The organism is Nonomuraea sp. LPB2021202275-12-8, from assembly GCF_037044575.1.
GTDB lineage: Bacteria > Actinomycetota > Actinomycetes > Streptosporangiales > Streptosporangiaceae > Nonomuraea.
In genome coordinates this window covers 226,670-243,590 of the sequence record NZ_JBAHWD010000009.1, presented here as the reverse complement: position 1 = coordinate 243,590, position 16,921 = coordinate 226,670, and the positions used below count along the sequence as shown (strand labels likewise).

15 protein-coding genes are annotated in these 16,921 nt (G+C 69.8%); 6 read left to right on the top strand and 9 right to left on the bottom strand.

The window, feature by feature from the left end; genetic code table 11:
* Positions 1–15 precede the first annotated feature (15 nt).
* From glgX to V5E28_RS19810, 4 genes are all read left to right on the top strand, one after another.
* Entirely contained in the window at positions 16–2,109 is a 2,094-nt protein-coding gene (glgX, locus tag V5E28_RS19825; protein ID WP_336208425.1) for a glycogen debranching protein GlgX, read from the top strand.
* Positions 2,102–4,237, top strand: coding sequence for a malto-oligosyltrehalose synthase (gene treY / locus V5E28_RS19820; protein WP_336208424.1), 2,136 nt, complete (start codon positions 2,102–2,104; stop codon positions 4,235–4,237). Before glgX ends, treY begins: the two co-directional genes overlap by 8 nt.
* Positions 4,227–5,936 (top strand): malto-oligosyltrehalose trehalohydrolase, encoded by a 1,710-nt coding sequence (gene treZ / locus V5E28_RS19815; protein ID WP_336208423.1) that lies wholly within the window; start codon positions 4,227–4,229, stop codon positions 5,934–5,936. Before treY ends, treZ begins: the two co-directional genes overlap by 11 nt.
* 214 nt (positions 5,937–6,150) lie before the next feature.
* On the top strand, positions 6,151–7,167 hold the full coding sequence (locus V5E28_RS19810; RefSeq protein WP_336208422.1) for a hypothetical protein: 1,017 nt from the start codon (positions 6,151–6,153) through the stop codon (positions 7,165–7,167).
* Positions 7,168–7,177: 10 nt separating this feature from the next.
* On the opposite strand, the gene V5E28_RS19805 is transcribed toward V5E28_RS19810, so the two are convergent.
* The gene (locus V5E28_RS19805) at positions 7,178–8,449 is read right to left on the bottom strand and encodes a hypothetical protein (RefSeq protein WP_336208421.1); all 1,272 of its coding nucleotides are present in this window, start codon (positions 8,447–8,449) and stop codon (positions 7,178–7,180) included.
* A 148-nt stretch (positions 8,450–8,597) separates the two neighbouring features.
* Between V5E28_RS19805 and V5E28_RS19800 the strand changes: the two genes are divergently transcribed.
* A complete protein-coding gene (locus V5E28_RS19800; RefSeq protein WP_336208420.1) occupies positions 8,598–9,527 on the top strand; it encodes a hypothetical protein in 930 nt (309 codons plus the stop codon).
* A gap of 8 nt (positions 9,528–9,535) precedes the next feature.
* Here the strand turns inward: V5E28_RS19800 and V5E28_RS19795 are convergent, their stop codons facing one another.
* Positions 9,536–9,664, bottom strand: coding sequence for a VOC family protein (locus V5E28_RS19795; protein WP_442945843.1), 129 nt, complete (start codon positions 9,662–9,664; stop codon positions 9,536–9,538).
* Here V5E28_RS19795 and V5E28_RS19790 point away from each other — a divergent pair.
* Entirely contained in the window at positions 9,663–9,935 is a 273-nt protein-coding gene (locus tag V5E28_RS19790; RefSeq protein WP_336208472.1) for a hypothetical protein, read from the top strand. The genes V5E28_RS19795 and V5E28_RS19790 overlap by 2 nt on opposite strands.
* Here the strand turns inward: V5E28_RS19790 and V5E28_RS19785 are convergent.
* From V5E28_RS19785 to V5E28_RS19755, 7 genes are all read right to left on the bottom strand, one after another.
* Complete coding sequence (locus tag V5E28_RS19785; protein ID WP_336208419.1) at positions 9,925–10,932, bottom strand: winged helix-turn-helix transcriptional regulator; 1,008 nt, start codon at positions 10,930–10,932, stop codon at positions 9,925–9,927. The two genes, V5E28_RS19790 and V5E28_RS19785, sit on opposite strands and share 11 nt — an antisense overlap.
* Before the next feature lie 73 nt (positions 10,933–11,005).
* The gene (locus V5E28_RS19780) at positions 11,006–12,607 is read right to left on the bottom strand and encodes an FAD-dependent monooxygenase (RefSeq protein WP_336208418.1); all 1,602 of its coding nucleotides are present in this window, start codon (positions 12,605–12,607) and stop codon (positions 11,006–11,008) included.
* 177 nt (positions 12,608–12,784) lie between these two features.
* A complete protein-coding gene (locus V5E28_RS19775; RefSeq protein ID WP_336208417.1) occupies positions 12,785–13,075 on the bottom strand; it encodes an MTH1187 family thiamine-binding protein in 291 nt (96 codons plus the stop codon).
* Between the two features lie 446 nt (positions 13,076–13,521).
* On the bottom strand, positions 13,522–13,845 hold the full coding sequence (locus tag V5E28_RS19770; protein WP_336208416.1) for a hypothetical protein: 324 nt from the start codon (positions 13,843–13,845) through the stop codon (positions 13,522–13,524).
* Between the two features lie 10 nt (positions 13,846–13,855).
* Positions 13,856–14,533 carry a uracil-DNA glycosylase gene (locus V5E28_RS19765; RefSeq protein WP_336208415.1) on the bottom strand — a complete coding sequence of 226 codons (678 nt, stop codon included), beginning with the start codon at positions 14,531–14,533 and terminating at the stop codon, positions 13,856–13,858.
* Between the two features lie 108 nt (positions 14,534–14,641).
* Positions 14,642–15,541 carry a carbohydrate ABC transporter permease gene (locus tag V5E28_RS19760; RefSeq protein ID WP_336208414.1) on the bottom strand — a complete coding sequence of 300 codons (900 nt, stop codon included), beginning with the start codon at positions 15,539–15,541 and terminating at the stop codon, positions 14,642–14,644.
* A complete protein-coding gene (locus tag V5E28_RS19755) occupies positions 15,538–16,914 on the bottom strand; it encodes an ABC transporter permease subunit (RefSeq protein ID WP_336208413.1) in 1,377 nt (458 codons plus the stop codon). The genes V5E28_RS19760 and V5E28_RS19755 overlap by 4 nt, the downstream gene beginning before the upstream one ends.
* Positions 16,915–16,921: the final 7 nt, after the last annotated feature.

Sequence of the window (16,921 nt, the reverse complement as noted above, 5' to 3'; positions counted from 1 at the left end):
CGTGAGGGAGCCTCGATGATCGAAGTCTGGCCGGGAGACCCCTACCCACTCGGGGCGACCTACGATGGCGCGGGCACCAATTTCTCGCTCTACACCGAGGTCGCGCACTCCGTGGAGCTGTGCCTGTTCGACGAGGACAACAGCGAGACGCGGGTGCCTCTCACCGAGGTGGACGGGTTCATCTGGCACGGCTTCCTTCCCGGCATCAACCCCGGGCAGCGCTACGGCTACCGCGTCAACGGCCCCTACGAGCCGGCGCGCGGGCTGCGGTGCAACCCCGCCAAGCTGCTCCTCGACCCGTACGCCATGGCGATCGAGGGCGCGGTCGACTGGAACGAGGCGGTGTACGGCTACCGCTTCGGCTCGCCGGACACCCGCAACGACATGGACTCGGCGCCTTACGTACCGCGCTCCATCGTGATCAACCCGTTCTTCGGCTGGGGGCACGACAGGCCGCCGGCGACGCCGTACCACGACACGGTGATCTACGAGGCGCACGTGCGCGGCCTGACGATCAGCCACCCCAAGATCCCCGAGCACCTGCGCGGCACGTACGCCGCCCTCGGCCATCCAGAGATCCTGGACCACCTCACCAAGCTGGGCGTGACGGCACTGGAGCTGATGCCGGTGCACCAGTTCGTCACCGACCACATCCTGGAGCAGCACGGGCTGTCCAACTACTGGGGCTACAACTCCATCGGCTTCTTCGCCCCGCACAACCGCTACTCCAGCCAGGGCCAGCGCGGCGGGCAGGTGCTGGAGTTCAAGGCCATGGTGCGGGCCCTGCACGAGGCGGGCATCGAGGTGATCCTCGACGTCGTCTACAACCACACAGCCGAGGGCAACCACCTGGGGCCGACGCTGGGCTTGAGGGGCATCGACAACCCCGACTACTACCGGCTGGTCGACGGCGACAAGCGCTACTACATGGACACCACGGGCACGGGCAACAGCCTGCTCATGCGCTCACCGCACGTGCTGCAGATGATCATGGACTCACTGCGCTACTGGGTCATCGAGATGCACGTCGACGGCTTCCGCTTCGACCTGGCCTCCACGCTGGCCCGCGAGCTGCACGAGGTCGACCGGCTGAGCTCGTTCTTCGACCTGGTGCAGCAGGACCCGGTGCTGTCGCAGGTCAAGCTCATCGCCGAGCCGTGGGACGTTGGCCCCGGCGGCTATCAGGTGGGCAACTTCCCCTCCCGCTGGACTGAATGGAACGGGCGCTACCGCGACACCATCCGGGACCTGTGGCGCGGGCAGGCGGCCACGCTGCCGGAGTTCGGCTCCAGGTTCACCGGGTCGAGCGACCTCTACCAGGACGACAGCCGCCGCCCCGCCGCCTCGATCAACTTCGTCACCTGCCACGACGGCTTCACCCTGCAGGACCTCGTCTCCTACAACGGCAAGCACAACGAGGCGAACAAGGAGGGCAACCGCGACGGCACCGACGACAACCGGTCCTGGAACTGCGGCGAAGAGGGGCCGGCGGGCTGGGCCATCGAGTCGCTGCGCGAGCAGCAGAAGCGCAACTTCCTGACCACGCTCTTCCTCTCGCAGGGCGTGCCGATGCTGTCGCACGGCGACGAGCTGGGCCGCACCCAGCAGGGCAACAACAACGGCTACTGCCAGGACAACGAGCTGACCTGGGTGGACTGGTCCGATGTCAGGGAGAACTGGCTGCTGCTGGAGTTCACGCAGAGCCTGGCCGCGCTGCGCAAGAAGCATCCGGTCTTCAGGCGCAGGAGGTTCTTCTACGGCAAGCCGGTGCGCGGTCTGAGCGACATCGCGTGGCTCACCCCCTCCGGTGAGGAGATGACCGACAGCGACTGGAACGTCGGCTACGCCAAGTCGCTGGCCGTCTTCCTCAACGGCGACGCCATCACCGAGCCCGACCGGCGCGGCCGGCCGATCAGGGACGACTCGTTCCTGCTGCTGTTCAACGCCCACCACGACACGATCAGGTTCACGATCCCCAAGGACTACGGCGAGATGTGGCAGACCGAGATCGACACCGCGATGCCGATCGGGCTGGACGTGCGGATGTGCCGGGCCGGTGAGGGAGTGGCCGTGCCGGGACGCAGCGTGCGGGTGCTGCGCCGTGTCTAGGCCGATCTCGACCTACAGGCTGCAGCTGACCCCGGACTTCGGCTTCGCGCAGGTGGCGGAGGCCGCCGGCTATCTGCGCGAGCTGGGCGTCAGCCACCTCTATCTGTCGCCGATCCTCCAGGCGACCCCCGAGTCCCGGCACGGCTACGACGTCACCGACCACTCCAGGATCCGGGAGGAGTTCGGCGGGGCCAAGGGCTTCCGCGAGATGGCCGAGCAGCTCGCCGCGCACGACCTGGGCGTCATCCTCGACATCGTCCCCAACCACATGAACACCACCAACCCCGCGTTCTGGTCGGTGCTCCGAGACGGCCCAGGCTCGTCGTACGCGAGCTGGTTCGACATCGACTGGGACGGCGGGAAGGTGTCGCTGCCCGTCCTGGGCGACAGCACCGAGCCGGTGGCCGAGGGCGACCTGCTGCGCTACCACGAGCACACCTTCCCGTATCCCGGGCACTACCGGCTCGTCGACTGGCGGGAGGGGCCCGGCTACAGGCGCTTCTTCGACGTGTCCACGCTGATCGGGCTGCGCGTCGAGGATCCGGAAGTGCTCTTCGCCACCCACGAGGTGATCTTCTGGCTGCTCGACGAGGGGCTGGCCGACGGGCTGCGGGTCGATCACCCCGACGGCCTGGCCGACCCGCGCGGCTACCTGGAGCGGCTGCGCGCCAGGACCGGCGGGGCGTGGACGGTGGTGGAGAAGATCCTCATCGGCGACGAGCGGCTGCCGGACGACTGGGCGTGCGACGGCACCACCGGCTACGAGGTGCTGAACCGGATCAACGCCCTGTTCGTCGACCCCGACGGCAAGACGCCGCTGGTCGAGCTCTTCACCCGGCTGACCGGCGAGCCGGACGACTACCTGAGCGTGGTGATGCGGGCCAAGCGCGAGGTCATCGACCTGTTCTTCGGCGCCGAGGTCGCCAGGCTCGCCCGCGCCGCCTCCAGCGAGCCCGAGGCGGTCGCCGAACTGCTGGCCGCGATGCCGGTCTACCGGGCCTACGTGGTGCCCGGCGAGCCGCCGCCGCCCGAGTCCGTCGAGATCGTCGAACGCGCCGCCGCGACCTGCTCTCCCGCCGTCCAGCCGCTCGTCCAGCAGGTCCTGTACGGCTCGCCCGAGGTGATCATCCGTTTCCAGCAGGCGTGCGGGCCGGTCATGGCCAAGGGGGTGGAGGACACCGCGCTGTACCGGTGGTTCCCGCTGTCCTGCCTGAACGAGGTGGGAGGCGAGCCGGGCCTGTTCGGGATCCCTGTGGAGGAGTTTCACCAGTTCTGCGCGGAGATGCGGCCGCACACGATGACCACCCTGTCCACCCACGACACCAAGCGGTCCGAAGACGTGCGGGCCCGGCTCTCCGTGCTGTCCGAGATGCCGGAGGAATGGGCCGAGGCGGTGTCGCAGTGGTCGTCGGAGCTGAGTTTCGACCCCCACCTGGACTATCTGGCATGGCAGAACCTCATGGCGGCCTGGCCGATCTCGGCCGAACGGTTCGCCGACTACCTGCTCAAGGCGGCGCGCGAGGCCAAGACCGCCATCTCGTGGATCCACCCCGATCCCGGCTACGAGCAGGGGCTGCGCGAGTTCGCCGCCGCCGCGGTGCGGCTGCCGGTGGGCCGCTTCACCGAGCGCGTCGACACCTACGCCATGTCCAACTCGCTCGGCGCCAAGCTCGTCCAGCTCATGATGCCGGGGGTGCCGGACGTCTACCAGGGCAACGAGACGACCGACTTCTCGCTGGTGGACCCCGACAACCGGCGTCCCGTCACGTTCCCCCGCACGCCGGCCTCCGCCTGGGACCGGGCCAAATACGAGGTCACCACCCAGGCTCTGCGACTGCGCCGGCGTCTCGACCCCGCCGCGCCGTACACCCCGCTGCGAGCGGAGGGGGAGGCGGCGGAGCACGTGATCGCCTTCACCCGCGGTCTCGGCGGCGGGCCGCAGGCCGTCGCGGTCGCCACCCGCCTGCCCGTCCGTCTGGCCAGGCGCGGATGGGGCGGCACCACGCTGGCGCTGCCGCCCGGCGACTGGCGCGACCTGCTCGGCGGCGGCCTCTACACCGGGAGGACTCCACTGGCTCACCTGCTCGGCAAGCATCCCGTCGCACTCCTGGAGAGACATGATCTTTGAGGTGTGGGCACCCAAGGCCACGGCAGTCGAGGTCGACATCCTGGGCGGACGCCGGTCGCTGTCCGCGGGGAGCAGGGGCGGCTGGTGGTCGGCCGATGTGCCCGAAGCCGGGCACGGGACCAGATACGGCTTCGTGCTCGACGGCGACGGCCCCTTCCCCGACCCCCGCTCCCGCTGGCAGCCCGAGGGCGTCTTCGGCCCGAGCGCCGTGTACGAGGATGCCCGCTTCACCTGGTCCGACCACGACTGGAAGGGCCGGGACCTGCGCGGGAGCGTCATCTACGAGCTGCACATCGGCACCTTCACCCCGCCGGGCACCTTCGAGGCCGCGACCGAGAGGCTCCCGCACCTGGTGGAGCTCTGCGTCGACTTCGTGGAGATCATGCCGGTGGCGCCGGTGCCCGGCGTCCGCAACTGGGGTTACGACGGCGTGGACCTGTACGCGGTCAACGAGACCTACGGCGGACCCGACGGGCTCAAGACCTTCGTGGACGCCTGCCACCGCGCCGGTCTCGGCGTCATCCTCGACGTGGTCTACAACCACCTGGGTCCGTCGGGCAACTTCCTGCACCCGTTCGGGCCGTACTTCTCGGGATACGCGGGCAGCTTCTGGGGAGAGGCGGTCAACCTCGACGGGCCGGGCTCCGACGTGGTGCGCCGCTACTTCATCGACAACGCCCTGCAGTGGCTGCGCGAATATCACATCGACGGGCTGCGGCTGGACGCCGTCCATGCGCTGCACGACAGCCGGGCCACGCACCTGCTGGCCGAGCTGTCCGACGAGGTCGACGCGCTGGCCTGCTCGGTCGGCAGGCCGCTGACTCTGATCGCCGAGTCCGACCTGAACGATCCGCGCATGGTGCGCTCGCTCGACGCCGGCGGGCTCGGCATGACCGCGCAGTGGAACGACGACGTGCACCACGCCCTGCACACCGCCGTCAGCGGCGAGAGCCACGGCTACTACGCGGACTTCGCCGACCTGTCCGCTCTGGCCAAGGTGCTGACGTCGGGGGTCAGGCACGACGGGGGGCATTCGAGCTTCCGCGACCGCTCGCACGGCGGGTCGTTCGCCGGGGTGCCGGGCTACCGGTTGGTCGCCTGCCTGCAGAACCACGACCAGATCGGCAACCGGCCCATGGGTGACCGGCTGCCGATGCCGGAGCTCAAGCTCGGGGCGGGGCTGCTGCTCACCTCGCCGTTCACGCCGATGCTGTTCATGGGCGAGGAGTGGGGGGCCACGACGCCGTTCCTGTTCTTCTCCGACCACGTCGAGCCGGAGCTGCGCGACAGCGAGGGCGGGCGCAGGCAGCGGGAGTTCGAGGGGTTCGGGTACGCCTGGGAGGCGCCCGACCCGTCGGAGGAGGAGACGTTCCTGCGCTCCAAGCTCGACTGGGGCGAGCTGAAGGAGGAAGATCACTGGTCGCTGCTGTGCTGGTACCGCGACCTCATGGCGCTGCGCAAGGCACTGCCCGAGCTGACCGACCCGCACGTGGACCGGGTGCGGGTGGAGTTCGACCCGGAGGGGAGGTGGCTGGTCATGCGGCGCGATTCGCTGGCCGTGTCGGTGAACTTCTCGCCGGAGTCCTTGACCCTGCCGCTTCCGCTGGGGGTGGCGCTGCTCGCCTCGGACGAGAACGTGTCCGACGGACCGGAGGGGGTGCGGCTGCCGGGACAGTCCATGGTGATCCACCGGCCATGAGGGCTGCTTCCACGGCGGGGTCGGTGGCTGTCTCCGCGGCGGGGCGGTGGGCTGTATTCGCGGCGGGGTCGGTGGCTGTCTCCGCGGTGGTGTGACGGTTCTTTCCACAGGTACGGCCACCGTCGCCGGGCCTGTCCACAGAACCACGTTCGCCCCAACGCCACCGACCCGGCATTGACGATCCTGAGTGCCTCACCGGACTCCGGAGGCTTCCATGAAGATCGTCCTTGCGCTGCCCCAGGCGTTGACGTCCCTGTTCGTCGTCACCACCGAGCGAGAGCCGTTCGACGTCTCCTCCGTGCCCTGGCGTGTCGGCGCCCCCCACCGGAAGGCCGCCATAAGAGCGCTCGGCAGCCCACCGCTCCTGGTCACCCATCACCCGTCACGCTGGAAATCGGGCACGGCCGACCTCACGGCAGACGAGCGGCGCCTCGTGCGCCGGTCCAGGCAGCACATCGTCGTCTCCACCACGGCGCCGCCGCACGACCTGCCGGACAGCGTGCAGGTCGCCCGTGCGACCGCCCGCGCCATCGCCCGAGAGTGCCACGGCCCGCTGATCGATCCCCTGACCGGCGTCACGGTGCCCACCTGCGAGAGGTCCGAGGGCGAGCCGGTGGACTTCGACCTGGACGACGACTGGCTCGGCTGGGACGTCCACACCCGCGACGCCGCCGCCTGCCCGCGGTGGAGCCCTCCAGCCGGAAGCCCGGCGGGCACGGCCCCCTGCTGGGAGGCGGCGGGCGCCGGCCCGTGCGAGAGCCTGACCGTCACCTCTCGGGGCCTTCAGCGGTTCGCGCTGCCGGAGATCACCATCGAAGGCGCGGCCTGCGCTCACAGCCTGTGCGCCACCGGCCTGCTCCGCGCGGTGGCCCGCCGGCTGGTCACGGACCACCTGGCCTTCGTCGCCGCACACCCCGACGCCAGGCGGCGCACCATCGATGACCACCTGCGGATAGAGCCGTCCCTCCCGTACGGCGGAGCACCCTTCGGCGTCCGCCTCACCCCGTGCGAGCCGAGCCCCTCGAAGCCAGGGGGCGCAGGTGGCATCGGTCGCCTGAAGGTCGGCCCCACCGGTGGCGCGGGCCAGGTCACCTGCCTCCGAGTCGGCCCGCCTTCGGGCTTCACCGGCTCGCTCAACGACTGGCTGTGGGGCATTCAGGAGGCGAGCCGAGCCGCCCTGACGTCGAGCGGCGCCCACATCCCGGAGCCGTCGCCGGTCCTCGCCGCATAGTGTCGCTCGCTCATCCCTGACTCGGCAGGGCACCGGGGTCGCTCTGTGCCGAGGCTGCCCACGCAGCCTCGGCACAGAGGAGACGGGCCGCCTCGACCGGTTCGGCGTCGCGGACGTGATAGCCCTCTTCGTCACGCCAGAGGATGGTGACGATGCCGGTGACCAGCGTCGTGCCGCTCATCACGTCCTCGTAGACGACGTGGCGGTCGACGGTGAGCGATTCCCCGTCGGGGGCTCCAGGGCCTTCCCAGCGCCAGCCCCGGCAGGTGTCGCCCGTCCGAGGGGTGCTGGTGCGGATGTCGGCGGTGAACGTGCGGGCGCCGCCCGGGTTCAGGATCGTGGAGACGCGCAAGCGGGCGACCAGCGCACGTGCCAGGTCGTGGCGGCGCTCTGCCGGCCAGTGCACGGCCTCGTGCGAGATCGGCAGCCACTGCGGGCCGAGGTCGGGATATCGCTGTGCCAGCTCCCTCCACCAGTCCGGCCATCCGTCACGCTCGGCCACCTCAGCGAGTCTCCGCTGCCTCAACGCCGCCACGAACCGGTCAAAGGGGGTGTCGGGCGGCAGACCCTCGGCCGCCATGAAGACGGTCGCGAAGTCGGTGGTGAGGTCGGTCGTGGGGCTGGTCGGGGGAGTGATTCGCTGGGCGCGCCGCTCCTCCCAGGCTGCCTGCTCGGGCGTGATCCGGGACGCCGGCCAGTCCGCCGCGTCGGACACCGGCACCTCGACGGGCAGGGGTCGCTGCTCCACACCGTCGAGGAGCGAGGGGCGCGCCGCCTCGCCCTCGGCCTCGTCGGGCGAGAGAGTCCGCCCGTCGGCGGCCGGCAGCTTGACATGGTCCGGGCGGGCGTGCCTGGCGGGATCGAAGGCGTCCTTGAGCGGCCAGAACCTGATGAGCCACCGTTCTGGCTCCCGGCTGTCGTACGCCTCCTCCAACTCCTCCTCCGGCCCGGACTCCGGTAACTCGCCGGCAGGCTGGGTGTGCGCTGTCAGGCCGTACAGGAAGTGCGGTGGGCCGATGACGAAACGCTCGGTGGCGTCCTCGGCGACCGAGCCCACGGTGACGAATCCGGTGCCGCCCTCGATGGTGGTGTTCTCGACGAGGGTCCAGGACGTGTCCGGCTCGGGTGGCGGCGCGTCCCAGGCTTCCAGGCGGATGTGTGCGAGGTCGCCGTCACCGGTGCTCTCCAGGAGGATGTCGCCATCGTTGCGCTCGAAGAAGATGGCGAGCTCCCCGAACTCCACCAGCACCGTGTTGTCGAGACCGCGGATCAGACGTGCCACCGGACCTGCCTTCGCACTCAAAGTTGATCATTGCTTCGGAGCCTAGAGGACTCCGCCGACAAACCGCTGCCGGCGGTCAGCGGGGCGGCTCGCCTGGCAGAGCGGGAACGTCTGCGAGCGGTCATTCGTACAAGTGGATGTGACCAATGTGGAGAATCTCGATCGCGGACTTCGAGAGGCACGCGAGGACGTTCGCAGGTTCGACCGGCTGGCGGGGCGGCGGTCGGCGGTCGCGGCCCAGCTACGGGAGGTCAGCGAGCTGATCGGGCGGCTGGAGGAGCAGCTCGCCAAGGAGCGGCATGACGTGGCGCGGCTGGAGGGCGGCTTCGCGGGATTCATGGCCGGGCTGGTCGGGTCCAAGCAGGAGCGGCTGACCAAGGAGCGCGCCGAGGCGGAGGCCGCCTACGAGCGGCTCGACGGGCAGCGCGGGAGGCTTGAGGAGCTGACCGGCGACCTCGACCGCACCGACCGCGAGCTGGCAGAGACCGCGGGGGCGCACGAGGTCTACAGGCGGCTGCTCGCCGACAAGGAGCGGCTACTCGTGGAGCTGGGAGACGACCGGGGACCTCGGCTGGTCGAGCTGTCCACGCTGCTGGCCGACACGCAGGCCGACCTCCGGGAGCACGAGGAGGCGAGCCAGGCGGGCGCGACCGCCGGTCAGGCCGTCGGCCAGATGCTGAGCCTGCTCTCCAGCGCGCGCGGTGCCTCGACCTGGGACATGCTCGGCGGCGGCGCCTTCGCCGACGCCGTCGAACGCCAGCACCTCATGGCGGCGGACCAGACGGCGTGGCATGCCCAGCGGGCACTCGACGTCTTCTCCAGGGAGCTCGCCGACCTCGGCTGGACCGTCAACCCTCAGTTGCCCGAGGTGGACACCCGGTGGTTCGCCGACGTGTTCTTCGACAACATCATCACCGACGCCCTCAAGCACCAGCGCATCAACGGCACCCGCGACGCCGTCGCCGCGATGTCCCACTGGATCGCCGAAACCGTGCAGTCGCTCGCCCGGCGCACCACCGAGCTGCGTCAGCGTCACGCGGAGCTGCTCCAGGAGCGGGAGCGGCTGATCGCCGGCTGAGGAGCACGTCAGTGAGTCGTCGCGTCATGATCGGCGTCGCCGCGCAGGACGCAGAACTCGTTGCCTTCGGGGTCGGCGAGTACGGCCCAGCCCAATCCGTCGGGGCCGCGACGGTCGATGACGAGGGTGGCGCCCATGCCGAGCAACCGTGATCCGGCCGGCGGCGACCGCGTGGCGGGCCGGCTCCCGCGCTTCGCCACGCCGCTCGACGAGATCGTCCGCGAAGCAGCCCACCGGACGCTCCCCAAGCGCGTCCCGGTCGGCGGCGGTGTGGGCGGTCGGGAGGGCCACACCGAAGCCGAGGTGCCGTTCATGATCTGGCGGGTGGATGGGACGCCGGACGGGGAGGCATCGATGGTGGTCGCGCCACCGCTCCGAGACAACCGCAGGGTACGGATCAGTACGTGAAGCGGCGGTTTCGGGTGATGGTCCGGGCGGCCTCCAGGGACTCGGCGACGGCGGCGGGGATGTCGAGCAGGGGAAAGATGACGTGGCGGACGATCCGCAGGCGATCCACCACCAGGACCAGGCGCTTGAGGCGCATCGCCTGACCCGCGCGGAACGTGGGCAGGCGCAGTGCGGCCGCCAGCCGCACATCCACGTCGGAGAGCAGCGGGAACGGGATGGCCTCGGCTTCGGCGAAGGCGGCCTGCTCGTCAGGTCGCTGGGTGCTCACCCCATGGACGGCGATGCCTCCGGCGGCGAACTCGGGCAGCCTGTCGCGAAAGAGGCGGTTCTCGAGGGTGCATCCCATCGCGCCGGGGACGTCGTCCCAACTTGGCGGCTGAGGGGCGGGCACGCCTGTCGCCGGGTAGGCGAAGAGCACGGTGGCGTCCGCGTCGGCGACCACGTCGCGCGTTCCGGCAGGGGCGGCCCCGGCCTGGTCAGGGGCCGGGCCGGGCCGGGCCTGGGAGGCGGGGGCGGATCCAGCGAGGGTGGTCGGCTCGGGTCGATCGAGGGTGGCCGGGTCGGGGCGGCGGGTGGTCGGGAGGTGCAACGGGGCAGGGATGCGAGTGCCGAGGAGGCCGTGCACGCGGGCGGTCTCCATGCCGTGCGTCTCCGGCAGGCCGGTCAGGGCGCCGTCGCCGAGCAGCCAGCGGTCCGCCCAGTCCTGCATGGTGATGAGCATGGGAGCCAGGGCCCAGCCGGTGTCCGTCAACACGTACTCGTGCCGTACCGGCCGTGCCTGATAGACCTCGCGGCTCAGGACCTCATGCTCGACCAGGTGCTTCAGCCGCTCGGTGAGGATCTTGCGGGAGATGCCGAGCTCGCTGAGCAGGTCTTCGAAGCGCCGGTGCCCCCGCGCCACCTCCCGCACGATGAGCAGGCTCCACCAGTCGCCGATGACGGCGGCCGCCTGGGCGATCGAGCATCCCGCGTCCTGCGAACGCAACCCCCTGGCCATGACTGGACTCTAACCGAATAAGTCTCTTATGGGAACTGACTGGGTTCCCTTAAGAGACTTGATTCGGGACTGTTCAGCGGCTGAGTACGCGCCGCAACACCCTTTCCAGGGTGGCCGCGGGGTCGGCGTCCGGCGCCGGCGAGCGCCAGGCGATGTAGCCGTCCGGGCGCACCAGCACGGCGCCGCCCCCGCTGACGCCGTAGCGCTCCCGCCAGCACCCGTCGGCGTCCGTCAGCCCTTCGTCCAGCAGGACGGGAGTCAGCCGTACGCCCAGCCGCCGCGACACGAGGTGGCCCGCCTCCGCCCAGGGCTGCCCGCCTCGCCGGTCGGTCAGCAGCACGAACTCCGAGCCGAACAGGTCGATGATGGAGATCCGCCGTCCTTCCCAGTCGAGAGGCACGTGCGGGGCCCGGCTGCCGGGACGGCCCACCGGGTCACGGGAGTCCTCCAGGAGTGACCCGTCGTCGCCTGGCTCCGCGACGACGGCCGTGGAGTGGTAGCGGCATCCGAGCAGCGCCAGCAGGGGATCTTCGAGCGGCTCGGGATAGCCGATGCGGCTCGCCGGGGGCATGCGCACGCCGAGATTCGCCAGTTGGGCGTCGGCCGTGAGGGCGCCGATCGGGCGGCGTTCGGCGTCGTAGGTGTCGAGGAAGTCCGGGCCGGCCTGACCAGTGATCACCAGCCAGAGGCGCCAGGCCAGGTCGCAACCGTCCTGGAGCGCGGTGCCGCCGCCCTGTCCGCCCGTCGGCGGCATCGTGTGGGCGGCGTCCCCGGCCAGGAACACCCGGCCCTCGCGGTAGCGCTCCGCCAGTACGTGCGCCATGGCGAAGTTGTTCCTGTCGAGGATCCGTACCTCAAGGTCCGGAACGCCGGTGGCGAGCCGGATGAGTTCGACGCAGCGTTCGGGTGTGAAGTCGTCCTCGTGCTGGCCGGCGGAGGGTGAGTAGTTGACGGCCAGCACGTGCGCGCCCACCCCGGTGCCGGTCAGGATCACCCCGGTGAAGGTGTCGTTGCGCACGTACCAGAGGGTGACCTCGCGCTCGCCCACCAGCCCGGACAGGTCGGCGTCGAACATGATCGAGCACATCTGTCCCAGCTCGCCCCTGCCTGTGACCGGGATGCCGAGGCTCTGGCGCAGCGGGCTCCGGTAGCCGTCGGCGGCCACCACGTAGTCGGCGTGCACGAGGGTGTCCTCGCCGCCGGAGCGGATCACCGCCATCACGCCCGCTCCGTCCTGCTGGAGCGAGATCAGCTCGGTGGAGAAGCGGACATCGGCCCCGAGTTCCTCGGCTTTGGCGCGCAGAATGCGCTCCACCTCGGCCTGTGGCGCGCCGACCTGCGCTGCGGGCGTCGCGTCGTTGAGGAAGGCGAGCTCCTCCTTCTCGTCCGAGATGATCATGTGCGGATTCGGGTCACGCAGGCTGTTGGCGATCGCGATGCGCATGGTGTCGCCGATGCCCGCCCAGATCTCGCTCAGTGCCCGCTCGATCCCGGGAACGGGCCGCATCAACTCCATGGCCCGCAGGCTGACCCCGAACGCCTTGGGCTGAATCGACGTGCTGGAATGCCGCTCGACCAGCATGACGGGCACCTCGCGCCAAGCGAGCATCATCGCCGCGCTCAGCCCCGCATACCCACCGCCCACGACAAGAACGGGCACTCGCTCCTGTTTCATCTCCACCTCCGGATACGCGTAATATCGCGTCGTCGAGGGACACGATATGTCGCGTCTTTGGGTAGGTCAAGACATATCTCGTTTGACGCGATGAGGCAGGGCGGGAGCGAGCGACGACGGAAAGGGGGCGCAGAAGGGGCCGGAAAGTCCCGACGGGTGAAACGGAGAACGGGCCGATCAGCCCAGGTGGCGTTCCAGGGACTCCACCTTGCTGGTCATGCCGTCGGTCACTCCCGCGCGCAGGTCGGCCTTCAGCACCAGCCCGACGCGGGGCGCCACCTCGGCGACGGCGTCGACGGCGCGCTTGATCACCCCCATCACCTCATCCCATTCCCCCTCGATCGTGGTGAACATGGCGTCGGTCTGGTTCGGCAGGCCGCTGTCGCGCACGACCTTGACGGCGCGGGCCACGGGCTCGGCGACGCCTTCGCCGACGCCGAGCGGGGTGATGGAGAATGCCACGATCACTGCGTGCGCTCCTCGGGCTCCCGGCGCGGGTGGTCCGCGCCGACGAACGTGGCCAGGATCGCTCCAGCCGGTCCTCGCCGGCGGTCGGCTTCGCGAAGACGGCGGCGCTCACCTGGCTCTGAAGATCTTCGATCCTAGCGAGTGCCCGCCTGCCGGTTCCGGGCGGCTCCGGCGCGTCGGGCCCGCGCTGCCCGTGCCCGCGGCCGACCGGGCTCGCCAGGAGAAACGCGGCCATCGGGCTGGGCATGATGGCCGCGGTGCCGGGACGCGACAGGAGCCTGCGGATGATCGCGGTGCGAGTCTTCGGGATCTTCGCCGGGCGGGCGTCCGAGGATCCCGGCCGGTGCGAACTCACCGTGCCGCGGATCGCGCTCCGCTCCCCATCCTGAGTCTTGCTCGGCTCACCGGCCACGACGCCGCTCAGCGCCGTGGCGGGAGCGGACCGGTCATTGGTGGATGTGGTCTTCCTCTTCCTCTTCCTCGCTGGGACCGTCGGACGGCTCGACGCCGAGCACGGCCTCGCGCGGTTCGATCTCGTCTATGTGGTCGACAAGCTGCAGCACGTGCTCGGGCTCGATCAGCCACTGCAGGGCCGAGGCGCCGGTGTCGTCGGCGGAGACGAGCTCGGCCTGCTCGGTGCGCTCCTCGTCGGAAAGCTCGGCGTCGGGGTGGCGGATCTCGGCCAGTGCCGCTGCCTGAAGGGCGTCCACGTCGAGCACTTCGACCGTCAGCTCGACCGTGAGACGTAGGAATTTCTGTGCATCACTCATGGCGACGAGCCTAGGGCAGCTTCCACTCGACAGGTGCTGCGCCTTGCTGGATGAGCAGTTCATTGGCGCGGCTGAACGGCTTGGAGCCGAAGAATCCGTTGCGGGCCGACAGCGGCGAGGGGTGGGCCGACTCGATGCGCGGGATCTGGCCGAGCATCGGCGCGAGGTTGCGCGCGTCGCGCCCCCACAGGATCGCCACCATCGGCTTGGCACGGGCCACGAGGGCGCGGATGGCCTGCTCGGTGACCTCTTCCCAGCCCTTGCCGCGGTGTGAGGCGGGCTTGCCGGGCATCACGGTCAGCACCCTGTTGAGCAGCAGCACGCCCTGCTCTGCCCACGGCGTGAGATCGCCGTTCGCGGGCCGGGGCAGGCCGAGGTCGCTCTCCATCTCCTTGTAGATGTTGAGCAGGCTGCCGGGCAGCGGCCGAACGTCGGCGGCCACGGAGAACGACAACCCGATCGGGTGCCCGGGCGTGGGGTAGGGGTCCTGGCCCACGATCAGCACCTTGACGGCGTCGAAGGGCTGGTTGAAGGCGCGTAGCACGTTCGCGCCCGCGGGGAGGTACTGCCTGCCTTCGGCGATTTCCTTGCGCAGGAACTCGCCCATTGCGGAGATTCGCTCGGACACGGGCTCGAGAGCTCTGGCCCATCCGGCTTCGACGACTTCATTCAGAGGACGACCGACCATGGCCGATGAGCCTAACCAGGTCTGGCGCCGGTTGCGTACAGAACGGGAGAGAATGATCATAAGTGCGGGCGCCCGCGCCCCCGTGGGAAGGCGGACGCCCGCGTGGGGCTACTTGACCGAGCCGGCCATCATGCCCTGGACGAAGTAACGCTGGAAGGCGAAGAACAGGATCAGCGGGATGATCAGCGACAGGAAGGCGCCGGACGAGAGGATGTCCATGTTGGTGCCGAACTGCCGCATCTGAGACTGCAGTGCCTTGGTCATCGGCTGGTTCTCCGGGTTGGCGAAGACCAGCGCGATGAGCATGTCGTTCCAGACCCAGAGGAACTGGAAGATCCCCAGCGAGGCGATGGCGGGCTTGCCCAGGGGGAACACGACCGAGATGAAGATCCGCCACTCCGGAGCGCCGTCCATCCGGGCCGCCTCCAACAGCGAGGCCGGGATGCCGACGAAGAAGTTACGCAGAAGGAAGATCGCGAACGGCAACCCGAAGGCGACGTGGAACAGCACCACGCCTGGGATCGTGCCGAAGATCCCGACGCCTCCGTAGATCACGGCCACCGGGATGAGCGCGATCTGGATCGGCACGATGAGCAGCCCGACCACGATCAGGAAGCCCGTGTCCCGGCCGCGGAAGTCCATCCAGGCGAACGCGTAGGCCGCCATCGCGGCGATCCCGATCACCAGGACGGTGGTCGGCACCGTGATCGCCACCGTGTTCCAGAAGGACGCGGTGAAGCCGCTGGCCAGCAGGTTGCTGTAGTTCTCGAAGGTGATCTCGGCCGGCTTGGTGAAGATGGTCCACCAGCCCTCGGCGGCGTTGACCTCCACCGAGCGCAGCGAGACCACCATCAGCCCGAGGGTGGGCACCAGCCAGAACAGGCCGAGCAGCACCATCACGACCTGTACGGCGCCGCCGCCCAGGCGGTCGACGATGCGGCCGATCACGCTCCTGCGTGGCGCTCCCGCGTGCGTTTCCACGGGTGCCGTGGCCGTCGCGGTCGTCATGTGTCTTCCCTCCTGAACCTGCGGATGTTCATGATCATGAAGGGCAGGACCAGAATGAGCAGGAAGATGGCCAGCGCACTGCCGAGCCCCTGGTTGTTCCCGCCGCCGAACGACACGCGCCACATCTCCAGCGCGACCACGTTCGCCTCCGGCTGGACCGACGCCGGCGCGATGATGAAGACCAGGTCGAACACCTTCAGCGTATTGATGATCATCGTCACGAAGACGACGAGCAGCACGGGCGAGAGCAGCGGCACGGTGATCCTCCGGAACACCTGCCACTCCGTGGCGCCGTCGATGCGGGCCGCCTCCAGCGAGTCCCGGGGGATGGCCGCCAGTCCCGCCGCGATGAGCACCATGGCGAACCCGGCCCACACCCAGACGAAAGCGAAGATGATCGCCGGCGTGATGAGCGTCGGGCCGAGCCAGGTCAGGCCGTTGTAGGCGGCCTCGAAGTTCGACTGCGGCAGCCGTACGACATAGGAGCCGGCCGGCAGGCCCTCGAACCTGAAGGAGCCGTCCCCGGCCGTGGTGGCGGTCCCCGCCACCTGGCCGTTGCTGACCGCTTCCACGGTCATGCCCGGCAGGCCCTTCTCGGTGGCGTCGACGGCACCCGGCGCACCGCCGCCGCCCGGGGTGAAGTCGAACCAGACGGTGCCCGACAGCTCGGTGCCTCCGGTGGCCGCCTTGGCGGGCTGGGCCGCGGCCGGCATGATCTCCGGCTTGACGCCGACGATCGGGATCAGCACCGGCTGGCCGGCCTGCGCCGGCTGCTTGGTGACGACCGCCCCGCCGTCGAGGGCGACCGCGGACTGGTCACCTTCGCGCGGCCGGGCCTCCGGATAGCCCTGCGAGGAGGAGAACGTGTCGTGCACGGTGGTCAGGATGGCGTTGGCCACGCCCTTGTCCGGGTCCTCGTCGTACACGAGACGGAAGATCACGCCGGCGGCCATCAGGGAGACGGCCATCGGCATGAAGACGATCAGCTTGAACGCCGTTGCCCACTTGATGCGCTCGGTCAGCACCGCGAAGATCAAACCCAGCGTGGTGATCACGATAGGCGCGACGACCACCCAGATGAGGTTGTTGCGGATGGTCTTGAGCATGGCGCCGTCGGTGAAGATCGTCAGGTAGTTGCCGAGCCCGACGAACCCGTCTCCGGGGGCGTCGAACAGGCTGCGGAAGATGGAGTAGACGATCGGATAGATCACCCAGATCCCCAGCAGCAGGGCTGCCGGGAGCAGGAAGGCTATGGCCATCACCGGGGATGGGCCTAGGCGTCGTTGCTTTCGGGGGGTGTCAGCGGGTCCCGAGGTGGACCCGCCCGAGCCTGGCTCGGGCGGGGCCTGCGGGCCGTCCAACCTTTCGGTCACGGCCTTA